The sequence below is a fragment of the Paenarthrobacter sp. 2TAF44 genome, from assembly GCF_052114885.1.
Lineage (GTDB): Bacteria > Actinomycetota > Actinomycetes > Actinomycetales > Micrococcaceae > Arthrobacter.
Window position 1 is genome coordinate 238,844 of record NZ_JBFRFP010000002.1, and the last position, 16,452, is coordinate 255,295.

General features: G+C 59.8%; 13 protein-coding genes and 2 pseudogenes. 4 read left to right on the forward strand and 11 right to left on the reverse strand.

The annotated features are described in order from the left end of the window. Window positions 1–3: 3 nt before the first annotated feature. From gcl to AB4Z15_RS03585, 3 genes and pseudogenes are all read right to left on the reverse strand, one after another. Window positions 4–1,779, reverse strand: a complete 1,776-nt coding sequence (gene gcl / locus AB4Z15_RS03575; RefSeq protein WP_442016097.1) for a glyoxylate carboligase — start codon at window positions 1,777–1,779, stop codon at window positions 4–6. Window positions 1,780–1,901: 122 nt separating this feature from the next. Continuing rightward, window positions 1,902–2,798: pseudogene (locus AB4Z15_RS03580) on the reverse strand (2-hydroxy-3-oxopropionate reductase); the annotation flags it as partial. Window positions 2,799–2,851: 53 nt separating this feature from the next. Next, on the reverse strand, window positions 2,852–3,655 hold the full coding sequence (locus tag AB4Z15_RS03585) for a hydroxypyruvate isomerase family protein (protein ID WP_442016098.1): 804 nt from the start codon (window positions 3,653–3,655) through the stop codon (window positions 2,852–2,854). Window positions 3,656–3,904: 249 nt separating this feature from the next. Between AB4Z15_RS03585 and AB4Z15_RS03590 the strand changes: the two genes are divergently transcribed. Continuing rightward, window positions 3,905–5,074: a hypothetical protein gene (locus AB4Z15_RS03590; protein ID WP_442016099.1), complete on the forward strand. Its 1,170-nt coding sequence runs from the start codon at window positions 3,905–3,907 to the stop codon at window positions 5,072–5,074. A gap of 174 nt (window positions 5,075–5,248) precedes the next feature. On the opposite strand, the gene AB4Z15_RS03595 is transcribed toward AB4Z15_RS03590, so the two are convergent. The 7 genes from AB4Z15_RS03595 to AB4Z15_RS03625 form a co-directional block, all read right to left on the reverse strand. Further along, on the reverse strand, window positions 5,249–6,616 hold the full coding sequence (locus tag AB4Z15_RS03595) for a DUF4041 domain-containing protein (RefSeq protein ID WP_442016100.1): 1,368 nt from the start codon (window positions 6,614–6,616) through the stop codon (window positions 5,249–5,251). Next, window positions 6,616–7,830 (reverse strand): hypothetical protein, encoded by a 1,215-nt coding sequence (locus AB4Z15_RS03600; RefSeq protein WP_442016101.1) that lies wholly within the window; start codon window positions 7,828–7,830, stop codon window positions 6,616–6,618. The genes AB4Z15_RS03595 and AB4Z15_RS03600 overlap by 1 nt, the downstream gene beginning before the upstream one ends. Before the next feature lie 155 nt (window positions 7,831–7,985). After that, window positions 7,986–8,618, reverse strand: coding sequence for an adenylate/guanylate cyclase domain-containing protein (locus AB4Z15_RS03605; protein ID WP_442016192.1), 633 nt, complete (start codon window positions 8,616–8,618; stop codon window positions 7,986–7,988). A gap of 100 nt (window positions 8,619–8,718) precedes the next feature. Then, window positions 8,719–9,525, reverse strand: a complete 807-nt coding sequence (locus AB4Z15_RS03610; RefSeq protein WP_442016102.1) for a Pycsar system effector family protein — start codon at window positions 9,523–9,525, stop codon at window positions 8,719–8,721. After that, window positions 9,518–10,504: a hypothetical protein gene (locus AB4Z15_RS03615; RefSeq protein WP_442016103.1), complete on the reverse strand. Its 987-nt coding sequence runs from the start codon at window positions 10,502–10,504 to the stop codon at window positions 9,518–9,520. The genes AB4Z15_RS03610 and AB4Z15_RS03615 overlap by 8 nt, the downstream gene beginning before the upstream one ends. A gap of 180 nt (window positions 10,505–10,684) precedes the next feature. Next, entirely contained in the window at window positions 10,685–11,536 is an 852-nt protein-coding gene (locus AB4Z15_RS03620; RefSeq protein ID WP_442016104.1) for a hypothetical protein, read from the reverse strand. Further along, window positions 11,533–12,180, reverse strand: a complete 648-nt coding sequence (locus tag AB4Z15_RS03625; protein WP_442016105.1) for a SatD family protein — start codon at window positions 12,178–12,180, stop codon at window positions 11,533–11,535. Before AB4Z15_RS03625 ends, AB4Z15_RS03620 begins: the two co-directional genes overlap by 4 nt. A gap of 125 nt (window positions 12,181–12,305) precedes the next feature. On the opposite strand from AB4Z15_RS03625, the pseudogene AB4Z15_RS03630 reads away from it, so the two are divergent. The 3 genes and pseudogenes from AB4Z15_RS03630 to AB4Z15_RS03640 all read left to right on the forward strand — a co-directional run. Beyond that, window positions 12,306–12,992 (forward strand): annotated as a pseudogene (locus AB4Z15_RS03630) (enoyl-CoA hydratase/isomerase family protein); the annotation flags it as partial. A gap of 17 nt (window positions 12,993–13,009) precedes the next feature. Beyond that, complete coding sequence (locus AB4Z15_RS03635; protein WP_442016106.1) at window positions 13,010–14,602, forward strand: acyl-CoA synthetase; 1,593 nt, start codon at window positions 13,010–13,012, stop codon at window positions 14,600–14,602. A 123-nt stretch (window positions 14,603–14,725) separates the two neighbouring features. Beyond that, a complete protein-coding gene (locus AB4Z15_RS03640) occupies window positions 14,726–15,922 on the forward strand; it encodes an MFS transporter (protein WP_442016107.1) in 1,197 nt (398 codons plus the stop codon). A 38-nt stretch (window positions 15,923–15,960) separates the two neighbouring features. Here the strand turns inward: AB4Z15_RS03640 and AB4Z15_RS03645 are convergent, their stop codons facing one another. Next, window positions 15,961–16,323, reverse strand: a complete 363-nt coding sequence (locus AB4Z15_RS03645) for a hypothetical protein (RefSeq protein WP_442016108.1) — start codon at window positions 16,321–16,323, stop codon at window positions 15,961–15,963. Between the last annotated feature and the right edge of the window lie 129 nt (window positions 16,324–16,452).

A 16,452-nucleotide genomic window follows, 5' to 3' on the forward strand; every position in this document is an offset into this window, starting at 1 on the left:
CCTTTAAGCCTTGGTCAGGATCGCGGTGGGTGCGTCCGCCGCGGTTTCTGCCAGGTCTTCGAACTCGTTCACGCCGTTGATCTCAACACCCATGGAGATGTTGGTGATCTTTTCCAGGATCACTTCAACAACCACGGGAACCTTGAACTCGCCCATCAGTGCCTTGGCCTTGTCGAAGGCGGCGGGCAGGTCGTTGGGGTCCTCAACGCGGATGGCCTTGCAGCCCAAGCCCTCGGCAACCTTGATGTGGTCCACGCCGTAGCCGTTGGTCTCCGGGGAGTTGATGTTCTCGAACGCCAGGGAAACGTTCTGTTCCATGTTGAAGCCGCGCTGGCTCTGACGGATCAGGCCCAGGTAGCTGTTGTTCACCACAACGTGGATGTACGGCAGGTTGAACTGTGCGCCCACGGCCAGTTCCTCGATCATGAACTGGAAGTCGTAGTCACCGGACAAGGCAACAACGGTGGCGTCCGGGGTTCCACGAACAACGCCGAGAGCCGCCGGAGCGGTCCAACCCAGCGGGCCAGCCTGGCCTGCGTTGATCCACTTGCGGGCACCGAACACGTGCAGCATCTGCGCGCCGGCGATCTGCGACAAGCCAATGGTGGACACGTAGGTGGTGTCGCGGCCGAAGGCCTTGTTCATCTCCTGGTACACGCGCTGCGGCTTGATGGGCACGTTGTCGAAGTTGGTCTTGCGGTGCAGGGAGCCCTTGCGCTCCTGGCATTCGGCAACCCAACCCGAGTAGTCCGGCAGGGTCTTAGCTGCCTGGCGCTCGCGTGCCAGTTCGATCAGGCCAGTCAGCGCCGCACCGGCGTCGGACGCAATGCCCAAGTCCGGGGAGAAAACGCGACCGATCTGCGTCGGCTCGATGTCGATGTGCACGAATTTACGGCCGGCCGTGTAGGTGTCCAGGCCGCCGGTGTGGCGGTTGGCCCAACGGTTGCCGATACCGATCACGAAGTCGCTCTGCAGGAACGTCTCGTTGCCGTAGCGGTGCGAGGTCTGCAGGCCAACCATGCCGGCCATCAGCTGGTGGTCGTCCGGGATTGTGCCCCAACCCATCAGCGTGGGGATAACCGGAACGTTCAGGATCTCGGCCAGCTCAACCAGCTGGGCCGAAGCGCCGGCGTTGATGATGCCGCCACCGGCAACGATCAGCGGGTGCTTGGCAGCGGTCAGCAGGTCCAGGGCCTTTTCCAGCTGCTTGCGGGAAGCCTTGGGCTTCTCCACCGGCAGGGGCTCGTAAGCGTCGATGTCGAACTCGATCTCGGCCATCTGAACGTCGATGGGCAGATCCAGCAGGACCGGGCCCGGGCGACCCGAGCGCATCAGCTGGAAAGCCTTCTGGAACGCGCCGGGAACCTGGCCCGGTTCCAGGATGGTCATGGCGAACTTGGTCAACGGCTTGGCGATGGACTCGATGTCCACAGCCTGGAAGTCTTCCTTGTGCAGCTTGGCAACGGGTGCCTGGCCGGTGATGCAGAGCATGGGGATCGAATCGGCCTGGGCTGCATACAGGCCAGTGATCATGTCCGTGCCGGCGGGGCCCGACGTGCCGATGCAGATGCCGATGTTGCCATCAGCTGCGCGGCTGTAACCGTCAGCCATGTGGCTGGCGCCTTCAACGTGGCGGGCCAGCGTGTGGCGGATGCCGCCGTGGGCCCGCATTGCGGAATAGAAGGGGTTGATCGCTGCGCCTGGCAGGCCGAAAGCCTCGGTGGCGCCTTCCTTTTCCAGGATGGCGACTGCCGCATCAACGGTGCGCATCTTAGCCATGGTGTACTCCTTGTTTGTTGCCCTTACGGGCGAAGTCTGGGGTGTTTTGGGTGTGGTGAGGGAGCCGCCGTCGTTTAAGTACGACGGCGGGTTCCCTGCTGTGTTGCTTAGTGCCCTTGGGCTTACTTACGGCCGCTGAGCTGGAGGACCTGCTTGAAGAGGCCCGAGTGGTCGAGGCCGCCATCGCCCTGGTTGACGGTTGCGGCGACGAGCTGTGCGACGACTGCGCCGAGCGGGACAGCGACGTTGGCTTCGCGGGCTGCGGAGGTGACGATGCCGAGGTCCTTGTGGTGGAGGGCCAGGCGGAAGCCGGGGTCGAAGTTGCGGTCGAGCATCTTCTGACCCTTCTGGTCCAGGACCTTGGAGCCGGCCAAGCCGCCGCCGAGGACCTTCAGTGCTGCATCGGTGTCTACGCCGTAGGCCTCGAGGAAGGCGATGGCCTCGCCGAGGACCTGGATGTTGACGGCCACGATCAGCTGGTTTGCAGCCTTGACGGTCTGGCCGGAGCCGGACGGGCCGACGTGGACGATGGTCTTGCCCACTGCGTTGAGGACATCCTGTGCTGCTTCGAAGTCTGCTGCTTCGCCGCCGACCATGATGGACAGGACGGCGTCGATTGCACCCTGTTCGCCGCCGGATACCGGAGCGTCGAGCGGGCGGATGCCTGCCTTCGTGGCTTCGTCGGAGAGGCGCTTGGCGACGTCCGGGCGGATGCTGGATGCGTCGATCCAGATGGTGCCCTTCTTCGCGTTGGCGAAGACGCCGTCCTTGCCGCTGACTACACCCTCAACATCGGGGGAGTCCGGGACCATGGTGATGACGACGTCGGCGTCCTTGACTGCGTCCGCGATGCTCGTGGCACCCTGGCCGCCCTCGGAGACGAGCTTGTCGATCTTGTCCTGGCTACGGTTGAAACCGGTGACCGTGTGGCCGGCCTTGACGAGGTTGATGGCCATGGGGAGGCCCATGATTCCGAGTCCGATGACTGCAACGTTGCTCATTGTGGTTCTCTTTCTGAAAGTCTTTTTAGCTCAGGTGTGCTGGATGCTTAGGCGGGTGCCGCCGTCGTTCGCTAGTTGGCGTTGGCGCGCTGGCGGATGGCCCAGCTGAAAGCCGATTCCTGCGGTTCCTTGTACTCGAGGCCGATGTAGCCGTCGTAGCCGAGTTCGCGGCTGCGGGCGATCCACTCGCCGAGGGGGAGCGTGCCGGTTCCGGGAGCGCCGCGGCCGGGGTTGTCGGCGATCTGGATGTGGCCGAAGTCCTTGGCGTGGTTCTCGATGACGGATTCGACGTCGTCGCCGTTGACTGCCAGGTGGTAGAAGTCGGCCAGCAGCTTGATGTTCTGTGCGCCGGACTCTGCCTTGACGCGGGCGATGACCTTGAGTGCGTCTTCGGCGGTGAGGAGCGGGTACTTAGGTGCGCCGCTGACCGGCTCGAGGAGGACGGTGCCGCCGATGCGGGCGACGCCTTCTGCTGCTGCGGCGAGGTTCTTGGCACCGATGGCGTCCTGCTTCTCGGCCGATTCACCGTCGATGCGGTTGCCGTAGAGGGCGTTGAAGGCCTTGCAGCCTAGGCGCTCACCGATGCCGGCGACAACGTCGATGTTGTCTTGGAATTCGGTGGAGCGTGCCGGCCAGGAAACCAATCCGCGGTCGCCGCCGGGCATGTTGCCGGCGTTGAAGTTCAGGCCCGTGAGCTGAACGCCGGCGTCCTTGATGGCGGTTTCAAACTCTGTTGTCTCTTTGTCCGTGGGAACCGAAGTGGCGAAGGGCCACCAGAACTCGACGGCGTCAAAACCGGCTGCCTTCGCGGCGGCGGGGCGCTCGAGCAAGGGCAGCTCCGTCAGGAGGATGGAGCAGTTCACTGTGTACGTCATCGTAGGTCCTTCCGAGGAGGGGCTTGGATCTATCTTCCGGTTGCTTGGCTGCTGCCTTGCTGCTTGGCTTCAGTTTCCGCTTTGTGGAATTTAGATTCTGCTTTATGAAAAGTTTAGGGAAGGTGGGGGTGGGAGTCAAGAGGGTGCGTGGTGAAGTGGCGGTTTGGGATACCAAGGGTGACGCACTTGGCTGTAAGCGCTGACTTCATTTACTTCCTGTGTGCCTTGGTGGTCCGTAGGATTGCCATCGTGTCAGATACAACTTCCGCCGTCCCGCCACGTCCTCTGAGCGTCGGAGACATCGTCGTTGGGCCGACCGATCTTCTCGGGGAATGGGTGGCGGCCCAAGTCACGAGTATCGATCCAAGTTGGAAAAAGGTTGGTGTCCTTGACCTGGATTGGTCAGGTCCGGAACCATCATCAACGGATGACTTGGGCGTCATTGAGCCTCTTGTACTGACGCACAATTCGTGGAATGGCCGTTTGTCCTACGTCAATTGCGACTGGGTGCTTCCTCGAAGCTTTCGCGTCCTTGGCAGTCTGCCGCTGATTCACGACCAACCGTCGAATAGCTACACCAGCAGTTGGAGAGTTGGTTATCAGCTGGCCCGGCAACGCGCTTGGGACAGGGGCGAGCGTGATTGGAACGAACCAGGGGAACTTGAAATGACCCCCGCGGACCTGGACCATGCCTTGGCCGACGGAGCACCCGTTCAAAGTGATGTGCACAGCCTGAAGTCAACCGGTTTGTCCGAAGTGGACTGTCTTCGGATAGCGTCCACCTTTCCCAACCTGAAGAGGCTGACTCTCGGGGGCAACCTCGGACAGGTCACGAACGCTGGAATGCTCAACAAGCTCGGCCGGCTCCGGGACCTCTTTATCTCCGACCTGTTCGGCATGACAAAGTCCGACTGCTTGCTTCCTATCGAAGTTCCCAACCTCGAGTACCTCTACCTGGACAGCGTCCCCCATGAGTACGCCTCTGCGATGCGGAGTCGGTGGCGATCAGAGGCAGCTAACGGCACAAGTGTCAGCATCACCAAGGCACGCAAGCCTGAATGGGTGCAAGAGAATTGTCAGAATCCGCTCCGTGACTGGGACGGACGGGAGCACATTAGTTCCGGCCGTTTCAAAAAGGCTGTGGCGCAATTCAAGAAGACACGAAGCGAGGTGCTCGAAGTACTCTCCGGCCAGCCAGGCGAGACCACTTCGAGACGGTTGGAGGACGTTGGGCGTAATTACGCTAGCGCCTTCAACCGGCTTGACGGACGGTCCCCGTTCATTGAGACAGAGGAGCGCGAGGAACTGTTCGCTGCGCTCGACAAGGTCATGGCAGAGTCTGAATTGGAGTTGGGGCGCTCCCTCGCGGCCGAACGGCTGGCCCTTTTGTCGGGAGTCGAGGACGCACGGGACTGGTGAGCCTTGCCTTGCCCTGGGCACCGGCCTACGACGCACTTGGCCAAGAAGCTCGAACTGCCAGCTCTGATCAAGGCCCATAGCGCTTGTCCATCTGCTGAGGTGCCCCGGCTTCTACACGACAGATGCGTTGTTATCGGCCCTTTGAAAGTGCTGCGCTGGCCATAGCGGTAGCACTCAGCTCTGTTCGGTGACTTGGTTATCGTCTCGCTGGGGCCAGTAACCGACAGACTGGAAGTATTCGGTTGCGTCGGCATGTTCTGTGAATTCGAGCAGGTTGCCGATCTTATGCTCCAGGACATCGCGTACCTCGGCTGGTGTAGCGAAGAAGAACTCTTTTCGGAGATTGGACCGGTTCAGCGCACGGGTGGCGAAGTGTTTGTGGAGTTCGTTCTCAAGGGTGACTGCATCTTCGGAGAAGTACAGGGTGTGGATGTCGAATCCGAAGGGGACGGATGCGCCACTGAGTTCGGCCACGCGTTGTTCTGGCTCCAGCCTGCGAGTGAGACCGATCTTCACGACCCCTTCGCCGAAGGCTCCTCGGTTTGAGATCACGTAGATGTACCCGGCCCTGATATTGGCCGCCCGGAAGTCGTTCTGGGCGATGGCGTCGTCGACTTCTCTTAGACGCTGTTCAAGTTCTTCGTCGTGTTGGCCGGAGGCGCCGAGGGCAGCAAGGGCATTGAGAAGGTGTGAACGTTCTTTGTCCAGTCGAGAGCGTTCCTCGGCGAGTTCCCTTTCGACGCGTTGTTCTTCGCGTAGGCGGGCGCGCTCTTCACGTTGCGCTTCTTTTTCTTCCTGCTTCTTCATCAACCAGTCGGCCGTAAGCTCAATCTCTTCGAGCCGGAGGTCATGGAATTCATCGCTGATGTGCATTTCCATCAATGCACCCAGCTTGGCGATGGCCACCCGTGACGCTTCCAGACGCCGTTTGGCGGTTATGACGTTGCCGAGTTTGAGTGACCTGATGCTGTTGTCTGCTTCGGCGTTGTATGCCCTGAGCATGAGTTTCGCCAAGTCCTCGGTCATCCGTCTGCCCTTGGCCAAGGAGTTGTCGAAGGTGAACATGTTGGACTTGATGATGGCGCCACCGGCCCGTACCAAGTCGGCGATGCGTGTTTCGATCTCACTTAGCCGGTCACGGTAGGAAGCTGCGTGCTCGAGTGGGTGGTGATAGCGGTAGATGCCGACCTCTTGAAGTACCAGTCCGTCGTTGAGTTCAACATACGACGCTGCGGCAGTCGGGGTCCGTTCAAGACGCTGCTTCAAAAGGCTGTTTTCTGCCTCGAGGAACGCGATCCTGGCTGATTCGGAAGACTGACCGCCGGAGGTGCGAACGACCGGTTGGTCTTGCCCGTCGACCGCCGCTGGCGGCGTTTGAGTTAGGTCATCCCCATCAGTATCGGCGGGTAGCCATAATTGCCAGCCCTCGGGTGGGGCCGGCCATGCTGGATCGGGCGTCCATCCAGCCGGAGGGCGCCACGAAAGCGGGGGCTTGGGCCACCCCGGCGGGGGATTGAAAATCATTGATTGCTCAGCCGACATCAGGAAGTACGTACTCCAGACACATTGGCAGGAACCAGACCCAGCGGATTCTTCGAGACAGAAGCCCCAAGATGCTCAAGCGTGGCGGAAGGTACGACGGCTGAAAGATCAATGTCGGCGAAGACGTCGCGTGGGACAGCTACAGCAACGAACGGAATGTAGGTGTCATGGCCCGTCGCCGGGTTAATGGTATTCGTTCCCACTTCCAGTGAGATGCTCTGGATCAATCCACGCCGGTCGGCTTCAAAAACCTCGTGCAGCGTACGCAACGCGACTTGGTGCACAGCGCCGGCATACCGGTCCTTTGAGTCCTTCTGAGACAAAGCAACCGGCGTGATTTCATCCGATGCCTTGACGTACTTGTATGACTTGATCGTTGGGACACGGTCCGGGCCCGGCACGAGCGTTCGCAAGGCAAGCTCAGCAGTTGCAGCATCGAACTCAGATTCGTGCTCTACCTCGAAAGCCTCGGGGTACACAGAGTTAGCCAGCACGATTCCAACGTACTCCTGCACGGCATCGACGACGCCATAACCCAAACCCGCGATCAACTGATCCAGGGAGGCATTGTGTTCGGCGACTTCCGATTCTCGAGCGGCGCACTCGGCCTCGTAGACCTTGCGCGACTGCGCAAGGTGCTCCTGCCTTTTCGTCTCAGCTGCTGCGTGCCGCTCCGCGAGTTGACGCCGGCGCCCGGGTAACTGCTCCATCTCCTCCTCCCAAGCCCCACGGGCAGCTGCGTACTCCGTTTCAGCCTGGGCCTGCGCTTCAGCCAGCTTCTTCTTCCGGCCAAACAACCCAGTCGGGGTAACCGGAGGCTGAAATATTGGCTCTTCGGGATCCAAGAGGACGACAGGAGGAGGCGTCGGCATCTCAAGTGACCGATCAAACGGAGGATGCTTGGCCGTCTGCCGGAGCGCTTCAAGATCTACGTAGTCGTCAACCTCGAGAGTTGCTTCCAGAAGAGAATCGACTTGGTCGTACAGCGCAGAAAGGTCGGCATTCAATTGCTCCACTTCAGCCTGTTTTGCAGCGACATGGGCGTCGGCAGCTTCCTTCTCCAAACGCTTCCGCTCAGCCTCTGAAGCCCGGTGGAACGCAGCAGTTGCCCGTTGTTCCGCCTTGAAGGCTTGCTCTGCCCGCCGGGCCGCTGCCGCCTGCTCACGGCCCGCGGCCCGCTGTCGCTGTTCAGCCAGCCGTGCCTGATGTTGCATTTCCGCGAAGAATCCCCGACGACGCCCCATTACCAACCTTTCACTGAATTTTCGTTCACCATATCAAGGGCAGAATGCGGTGTTGGAAAATGGGGCTCAATCACGACTACTCGAGTCGGGCTGAACTAGTAAGGAGTGCAGTTCGTAACGTGCGGTCAGCCGAATGTCTCGTCAATCCAGTCGTTCATGGTGGTTTGGATGACGTCACCTTTTCGTACCGTACCCATCCCAAACTCGTAATTTTGGGTAAGCAAACCAGCGTTGTGGTCATTGAGGTTTTGGGCGAAAGTCTCGCCAGCCCATATAGGGTCTGCCCAGCCACGGCCTGCCTTGTTGGCTAGATGGGCGGCTTGATTGACTACATCACCCATATAGATCACATCGTTGATGCCGCTGCCGCTGTAACCCGCCTTGATCATGAGAGCTCTGCCGTATTCGACACCAATGCCGAACTTGAGGGGGCCGAAGTTCTTCTTCTTGAGCTTGACGTTCAGCAACTTCTTCAGGGTGTTCGCGGTGCTGACTATAGAGAAAACGGAGTCAATGCTCGGCTTGGATGGGGTGTTGTAGACGGCCCACACGCAGTCGCCAACGATGTTCACTTCCCTCACGTAGGGCGAGTCATTGAGGACTGCCACCATTTCTGAGATGAATGCTCTGTAGATTTTGGCAAGTGTCGGCCTCTTGTGTTTCTGTGTCAGTCCGGATGAATCACGTATATCGACAAAAATAGCCGTGCAGTAGCTGTAGTAGCCGTTGGTGTAGGTGAGCTTGTCCCTGTCCGGCAGACTGTTGGTTTCTTCGAATTAGCCTGAGGGCTGATCCAGGATGTCGTCGATACGTTTAGAACTGCTGGTATATGAGTAGTACTTGTAATTGCCGTCCACGTCACCACCCCGCCGTTCCAGCCACAGCGGTCAGCACCGTCATGCCCACCGCTGCGAGTTCCGCCATGATTGCTCGGTTGACGTACTTGAACTTGGTTGTGGCGATGTGAGAATTCTCGTGGATTTGCGCAGCCACGTGCTTCGTGAGACGCGTAGGGTCTGTGGTCAGTGTTGAAAGCACCTGCTGGTAAGTGGGACGGTCCTTTGAAAAGTGACGGGATATGTGACCGAAAAACAACAAATTCACTGCATCTTCATCTGCGTCGTTGCCGCTGTGCGGTTGCCCCTTTACGCGAGGAAAAAGTGCAAGCCAAGCGAAAATTACGGACGCCAGCAGTGCCGTCGAGCAAACGGTGACGGCGGTTGCAAGAAGGCACGTCCAGTTGTCTTCGTCTTTGATCAGTTGGAACAGGATCGTGGTGGTGGCGCCGACAAATGCCAAGGTCACGCCAGTCTTTGTGTCGGCATGGCGAATCCACTCGTTGGTGATCGAGAGGGCCTTCCAAGCATGGTCGGGCTCTGGTTGCGGCATGGACGGCTCGTCGGGGTTTCTTCTCATTGCCCAGGGCATTCGTTTTCCGTTCGTTGTCACGACTAAATGGCTTCGATGTGGATGAGGCGCCCATTTGGTCGTGAACCGGAAGGCACGTCTGAAGGGCGAGACTTCGGCCAAGCTCTGAGGCCCGATTAATTGGGTTACTTGGAGAGCTTCGGCCACGAGTCGCTGGGGTGATAAGCCGCTGAAGAAGGAACCAAGTCCGGCTGCGGGAGGGTTGTCGAGGAGATGGACTTGTTCATTCTCAGGCACTTCCGGCTTCTGCAGTTAGCTTCGCTAGCAAAGCACGCCGTTCTTTGTCCTGTTCGATCCTGAATTCGTCACGCAGCGCAGCTCGAGCGTGACGCCTGCGCTTGCTGGCTGCAGTCCTCTCGACGGAGCCGGAAGCAAGAAGGTTTCGGCCGTGAAGTGCATTCTCGCCCACTCCTGCTCTGCCTGTCTCACCGGCGAGAACGGCGTTGCAGAAGTCCTCCCCATGGATTTTGCACCAGCTGCTCTTCAAAGCCTGGCCGAATTGCTCGTCGTCGGGGATCTTCTCCAGAGTTTTCTCCTCCCAGAGCAGACTAGGGGTAGCCTCGTCTGGCCTGCCGTCGTCGCAACCGCAAGAGAACGCAAGGAAGTCGTTGTCCTCAATTGCATCCCAGACGCTGCCGGTTACTAGGACGTGTTCGGGATCTGTTTGTTGGGCTGCCTTGGCAGCGTAGTTCACCGGCTTACCGGCCCAAACCGGCTCCTGCAATTCAAGATGTCTGGGCAGCCCCACTTTTTTAACCAGAATGGGGCCGCTAGCGACTCCAACCTTGAAGCCAGTTGATGGCGCATCAGGCCACTTCTTTTCTAGCTTTGTCGTGAAGTCACCACTGAAGGTACGGATGGATATGGCGGCGCACAAGGCCCGTTCGTATCGTCTTTCGCCCCAGAACAACCCGAATCCACCATCACCTTGGATGTCCACAAAATCTGCGTCGAACGCATCCAGGATCTTGACCACGCCACCAACCCCCGCGTCGTAGATACTGGCAGTACTGGCAGGGCGGCGCCCTGACTCCAGATTGGTGGAAGATTTCAGATCGAAGAAGACGGCTACCAAATCGTCAAGGCGGTGCCACGTTTTGGCGTCGACAGGCAGTAGGTCCAAGTTCAGGGTGCTCTTATGCTCGACCTTGGGCATACGCTCAAACCTGTCAGACGTTCGATAATTGACGGAATTCAACAGATCCACAAGTTTCAAGTCACACTGCTCCTAGTCGTAGTTGGGCCCAACGCTAGCTGTTGGCACTGACAGAAAAGCCTTGCGGTCTCTCGTGCAAATTCGGGTTCTCGTTATGAGGCCCGACTAGGACTGTCGATGGCATTACTATATAGCTTATACGCATGGAGTATTAGCTAATGGCTTATATGGCACGGAGTATTAGCCGTTCGAGACAAGGCTTATGTAGAGGACAGCGAGGGCTGAAAGGGTCCAACTCGTGAGGCTGCCGACCAGGAACTCCTCCGCTTTGGAACCCGAGCTTCGGTCCTCTGAAATCTCGGGGAAGCGCACGATGCCCTTCGCCGCTGCCAGGGCGGCGATGATCTGTGGAGTCCCGGCAAACGCTAGTACGACGATTAGCAGGCGCTCGATGGGTCCGATGATTCGGCCACCCTTGAGCTTTGGGCCTTCATTCGGTTTTTCTCCGCTCCGTACGCTCGCCAGCCTGACGTTCCTGACGAAGAGCTCCCACTTGTTATGGGGGACGGCTGATGGCTTTGCGCTAGCATCGGCTACTTCTGTTGGCGTATCCGCGGGGTCGCTCTTGTGGGCGCGTCCAAGCGCTGCGAGTGTTATGTCGTTAGCGCTCTTCAATAGGAAGATGCCGACAGCTCCCGCGGCTAACACAGCCTCAAGCGAAGTTGACGTTGCAGACTTCAGCGCGACTGACGAGTAGGCGTCGACGATGAAGCCCCTAGCGGTTTCGGGTGTTTGATCGTATGCCGTAATGACGAAGACGAGGGCGAACAGGACTACGGCCGGCCAAAGCCTGGGAGCAGGCGTGCCTGAATCCACCCCGGGCTTTGACGATTTGAGGGGGCGAGTGGCCCGCATCCAACCTAGGGAAAGCGCCATACATCCGATGGCGATCTGCGGTTGGAACCCGAGGCCGAAGATCGCTAGCAGGGCGATGACCACGAGAACCAGCAGATAGATCGGTAGCGAGAAGCGGAGTCCTCTGACAACGAAATCCCCAAGCCCCACCATGAGGAAAAGCACGGACCCGATCAAGAGATTTCGCCTTTCATCAATTCCTGTTGAGTAACAACGAGGGCCGCGCCCCCTGAGCGGCGCAAACTCTGAGAAACGGCAGACTGGCTAATTTGCTCTTGGTCGGCGAGTTCAGACTGTGAATGTCCGATCAGGTACCCAGCAGTCAGGCGTCGGTCACGCGGGCGCATTGAGCTAATTGACGCATCTCTAAGTAGCAAAAAGCTGTTGGCTAGCGCCATGGAACCCGCCTCACGGGGGGTAGTTGAAATGAACCACGAACGGAGGTACGGCTCGCCCTTATGCTCGCGACGATGCGTCTCCACGATGGCCTTTCGCGCATTCCACCAAGCAGATCCATCTTGAATGGCGCCTGGGGCCAACTCGTCTACGTCCACCGTTTCGCCACACCCCAACCCGAACCTGCAGTCCACAGTGTCCGGAAGTGTCAGGCGCACGTGCGTCGTCGCCATCAAGGCGGAGCCGAGCGTCGGGAACACGGCTTGAAATTCGTCCCCCACAGTAGGCCATAGTGGCCGGAGGTGTGGGTGAACCCTCAGTGCCCCCTCAAATGCAGCGCGGATAGACCTCTGGGCTCCGAAGCGATCTTCGAGCTTGCGAGAATTCACAATGTCCACTATGAGTGCTATTACATTATGAGACATATCATAAGCTTATAGCTTATTTGCGCATCAACATAAGTATCGCGATTTGGCTTCGGTTCTTGTTGACAGGGGGAGCTTAGGTCCGGTTGCAGTAGCCGCGGCCGAGGGTTCCCAGGCTCAACGCCTGGACCGAAGCCATGCGCAACGAACTCATCGACTACTTGGAAGGCCTTAAGGGCAACGACGAAGTCCGCGCCGTCATCCTCACCGGCAGCGGTCGCGCGTTCTGCGCAGGGCAGGATCTTGCCGAAACGGCCGGAATGAATCCAGAGGACCACGCATCCGCCGAGGCTTGGATCGACGGCTTCGACCGTCTCTACCGCGCCGTCCGTAACCTCGATCAGATCACCATCGCCGCGGTCAACGGCGTCGCCGCCGGCTCCGGCTTCCAGTACTCACTACTCGCGGACCTCCGCGTCGGCGACTCGAAAGTCCGCATGGGCCAGCCCGAAGTCCTCTCCGGCATCCCCAGCATCACCGGCATCTGGGCCATGTGGAGCATCCTCGGCAAGTCCAAGACCTCCCAGTTTGTCCTCACCGGCGAGCTCGTGGACGCTGCCGAGGCCCAGCGGCTCGGTCTCCTTAACTACCTGGCGGACGACGGCGGCGTGCTGGCTTACGCCAAGGACCTCGCCGCCCGTTTGAGCCTCCTTCCCCCGGGCGCCGTCCGCCTGACAAAGAACCGCCTGCGCAGCTTGGAAGACGACGACCTCAGCGACGCCATGGCAGAAGCCAAGCGCGTCCACCGCGAGGCCTACGGCACCGGCGAACCCCAGCGCGAAATGGCCCGGTTCCTCGCCGGCCGCCGCTGAAAGGACGGGACAACACCATGAAAACCGCAACCCAAGACCGCTACATTGAACTGCGGAACAGCCACCGCTGGGAGGTTCCGGAGTTCTACAACATGGCCGTCGACGTCGCCGATCGGCACCCAAGGGACAAGCGCGCGCTCATCCTGGAGTCCGCCGTCGAGGGCCAACGCGAGGTGAGTTGGGGCGAAATCCAGGACCGTTCCCGCCAGATCGCCGCCACCCTGCAAAAAGCCGGCATCAAGAAGGGCGATCGCGTGGCCGTCCTGCTGCCGCAGCGTTCTGACACCCCCGCCGCCTACCTCGGCGTGCTCCGGACCGGCGCCATCCTGGTCACGATGTCCCTGCTCTGGGCCCCGGAACCCATCCGGTTCCGCCTTGAAGACAGCGGCGCTTCGGTGATCATCGCCGAAGACTCCGCGAAGCACCTGTTCAAGGATTACGAAGGCACCTTTATCGACATCGACAGCCCAGACATCGCCGCCGCCGAAGCAGAATTCCAGGACGTCGAAACGAAAGCCGACGACCCCGCCCTCATCTTCTACACCTCCGGGACTACCGGCCGGGCTAAGGGCATCGTCCACGCCCATCGGACCCTGCTCGGCCACAACGAGTTCGAGTACTGTCACCAGATCGGCGAGGGTGACGTCTTCTATGGCGCGGGGGACTGGGCATGGTCGCTCGCCAAGCTCATGGGACCGCTCCGGCTAGGCGCAACACACTTGGTTTTCCGGCCCAACGGCGGCTTCGACCCCGCAGCCCTGCTGGACAGCATGAGTCGCCACGGCGTCACCAGCGCTCTGGTCAACCCGACATTTCTGCGGAAGATGCGCGAGGAAGTGCCCGACGCCGGTACACGCTTCCCGCTGTCCCTGCGGACGGTTTGCTCGTCCAATGAGCCGCTGACGCCGGACCTGATCGCGTGGTTCGAAACGCAGTACTGGGTGACGCTGCTGGATTATTACGGTTCCACGGAGTCCTACCCGCTGTTGGGCAACTACCCAGATGTGCCGGTGAAGCCCGGCTCGATGGGCCGTCCACTTCCTGGATGGGAGGTCCGCCTGCTGGACGAAAACGAGCAGGAAGTCCCCGTCGGTGAGACCGGCGAGATCTGCCTCCGGGCACGCTCCAACCCCCAATTTCCCTTGGGATACTGGAACATGCCGGAGGCGTCCGCCAGCGCATTCGGGGGCGGCTGGTACCACACCAAGGACCAAGCCTACGCAGACGACGACGGCTATTTCTGGTTCCTGGGGAGGACCGACGACGTCATCAAAACGTCCGGCTACCGGGTGGGGCCCTATGAGCTGGAGGCAGTCATTCGCGAACTCGATCCCGTGCGGGACGTGTCCGTCACAGGCGTGCCCGACGAGCTCCGCGGCCAGTCCATCAAGGCCTGGATCGAACTGATGCCCGGTCACTCTGGGGGAGCGGCCCTGAGCGAAACCATCGTGGCTCACGTGAAGAAGAACTTCTCCCGCTTCGCGTACCCGCGATTCATTGAATACGTCACCGCGTTGCCGAAGTCGGCCACCGGAAAAGTCCAGCGGGCCCAGCTCCGCGAACTCCCACACGTTGTAGCCTCTCCCCACCTCGAAGGACAACAATCATGAATACGATGACCGAGAAAGTTGCTGAAACTGAATCTTCCCCCCCGGCGCAGCCTAAAGCGCGTCGCCGCGGCAGCCGCCGTCGGAAATTTCGTCGAATGGTTCGACTCCGCGGCTTATGCAGTCATGTCCGTCACCATCGCCAAGCTCTTCTTCCCCGATTACTCCACGACGGCGTCACTTCTGGCCGTGTGGGCGATCTTCGCCGGCGGCTTCATCGCGAGGCCGCTCGGGGCGGCTTTCTTTGGACGCTACGGTGACCGGATTGGGCGGAACAAGATGCTCGGCCTGTGCGTGGTGATCATGAGCGCGGCGACGTTCTGCATTGGCATCCTGCCGACGTTCGCAGTGATCGGAGTGTGGGCTCCTATCCTGCTGTTCCTGTTCCGGGCGGTTCAGGGGTTCACGACCGGTGGCGAGTACACGGGGTCTTCCGCGTTCATCGTGGAGTACGCGCCGGAAGGGAAGCGGGCGACCTATGCCAGCATCATCCCGGCCACTGTTGGTCTGGCTTCCGTAGCGGGTGCGCTGCTGGGAGCAGCCATCACCGCGACCTTGAGCACCGCCGACCTTCAAGCTTGGGGCTGGCGCATCCCATTCCTTCTCGCTGCGCCGCTGGGTCTGATCGGTTTGTACATTCGGTCCAGAGTGGACGACACCCCCGTTTTCCGTGGTTTGGAGAAGAAGGGCGACGTGGCTAAGAAGCCGCTGGGTGATGCAATTCGTCTCTGCGCCCGGCAGATCTTCACGCTCTTCGGATACAGCATCACAAACGCCATCGCTTACTACCTGATGAGCAGCTACATGATTGCGTACATGACCTCAAGCCTTCATTACTCCAGTACGGAGTCGATGATCACGAGTGTGATTACGATGCTCGTCTACACGGCGGTCTGCCCTCTGGCGGCGCGTGCCAGTGACCGCTACGGACGCAAACGGATGCTGCTGGTGGCGTGTGTGGGATTCGTCGTCATGACGATTCCGGCCTTCTCGATCATGCCACTGGGACTTGGTTTCGCAATCCTGGGCACGAGCATCTTAGGCGCCTTGGTCGCCGTGATCGGTACGTCCAATGTGCCGGCTTTGGTGGAGATGTTCCCTTCGTCCGTGCGTGCCTCGGGTTCCGCGATTGGGTACACGCTGGCATACGTGCTGTTCGGCGGGACCGCGCCGTTCGTTGCTACCGGGCTCGTAGCGGGCTTCGGGACGCCATTGGCTCCGGCCTTCTACTTGATGGGTATGGCTCTCGTGTCCGCCGTCGTTGTCGTTCTGTTCTTCCGGGAGACGAAGAACCTGTCGCTTTCGCGGACGACGGTTCTGTAGGTCTTCATAAGGGTGGGTTAGTGCAAGGCTTCTTCGCACTATTCCACCCTTGGATATTCGATCCGATCCGTTCCCGCAGAAGACGAACTGTAGAACCGGCCATACTTAGCCAAGACCAAATACATGACGACGGCGGCGACCCCACCCAGGAGGGGGCCGGCCCAGATCGCTATGGACGTTCCATGAATGAGGATCGCCGCAGCCGTGAATGCGGAGGCGAGGAGGCTAATCGCTGGTGCATCTGAGGCTGGCTCCCGATGGACCCTGCGGCCGATCTGACCATAGTGGAGTCCCTGCAGGATGATGAACAGGATAAGTACGCCCAGAACAACCAGGCGCCATGGCCAATCGGCCACGGTCGCAACAGTAAGGGCCAGCCCATAAGAGATGGCTAATCCCATCCAGTAACTCCGGACCCGCTTGGCTGAGTTCGCGTTCGTCGTAGGTTCCCCCAAAGATTCTTCGATACGCGTGAAGGGCAAACGCCAGAATATCAAATCGATAGCTAAATTGCCTATGCCTGCCGTAGC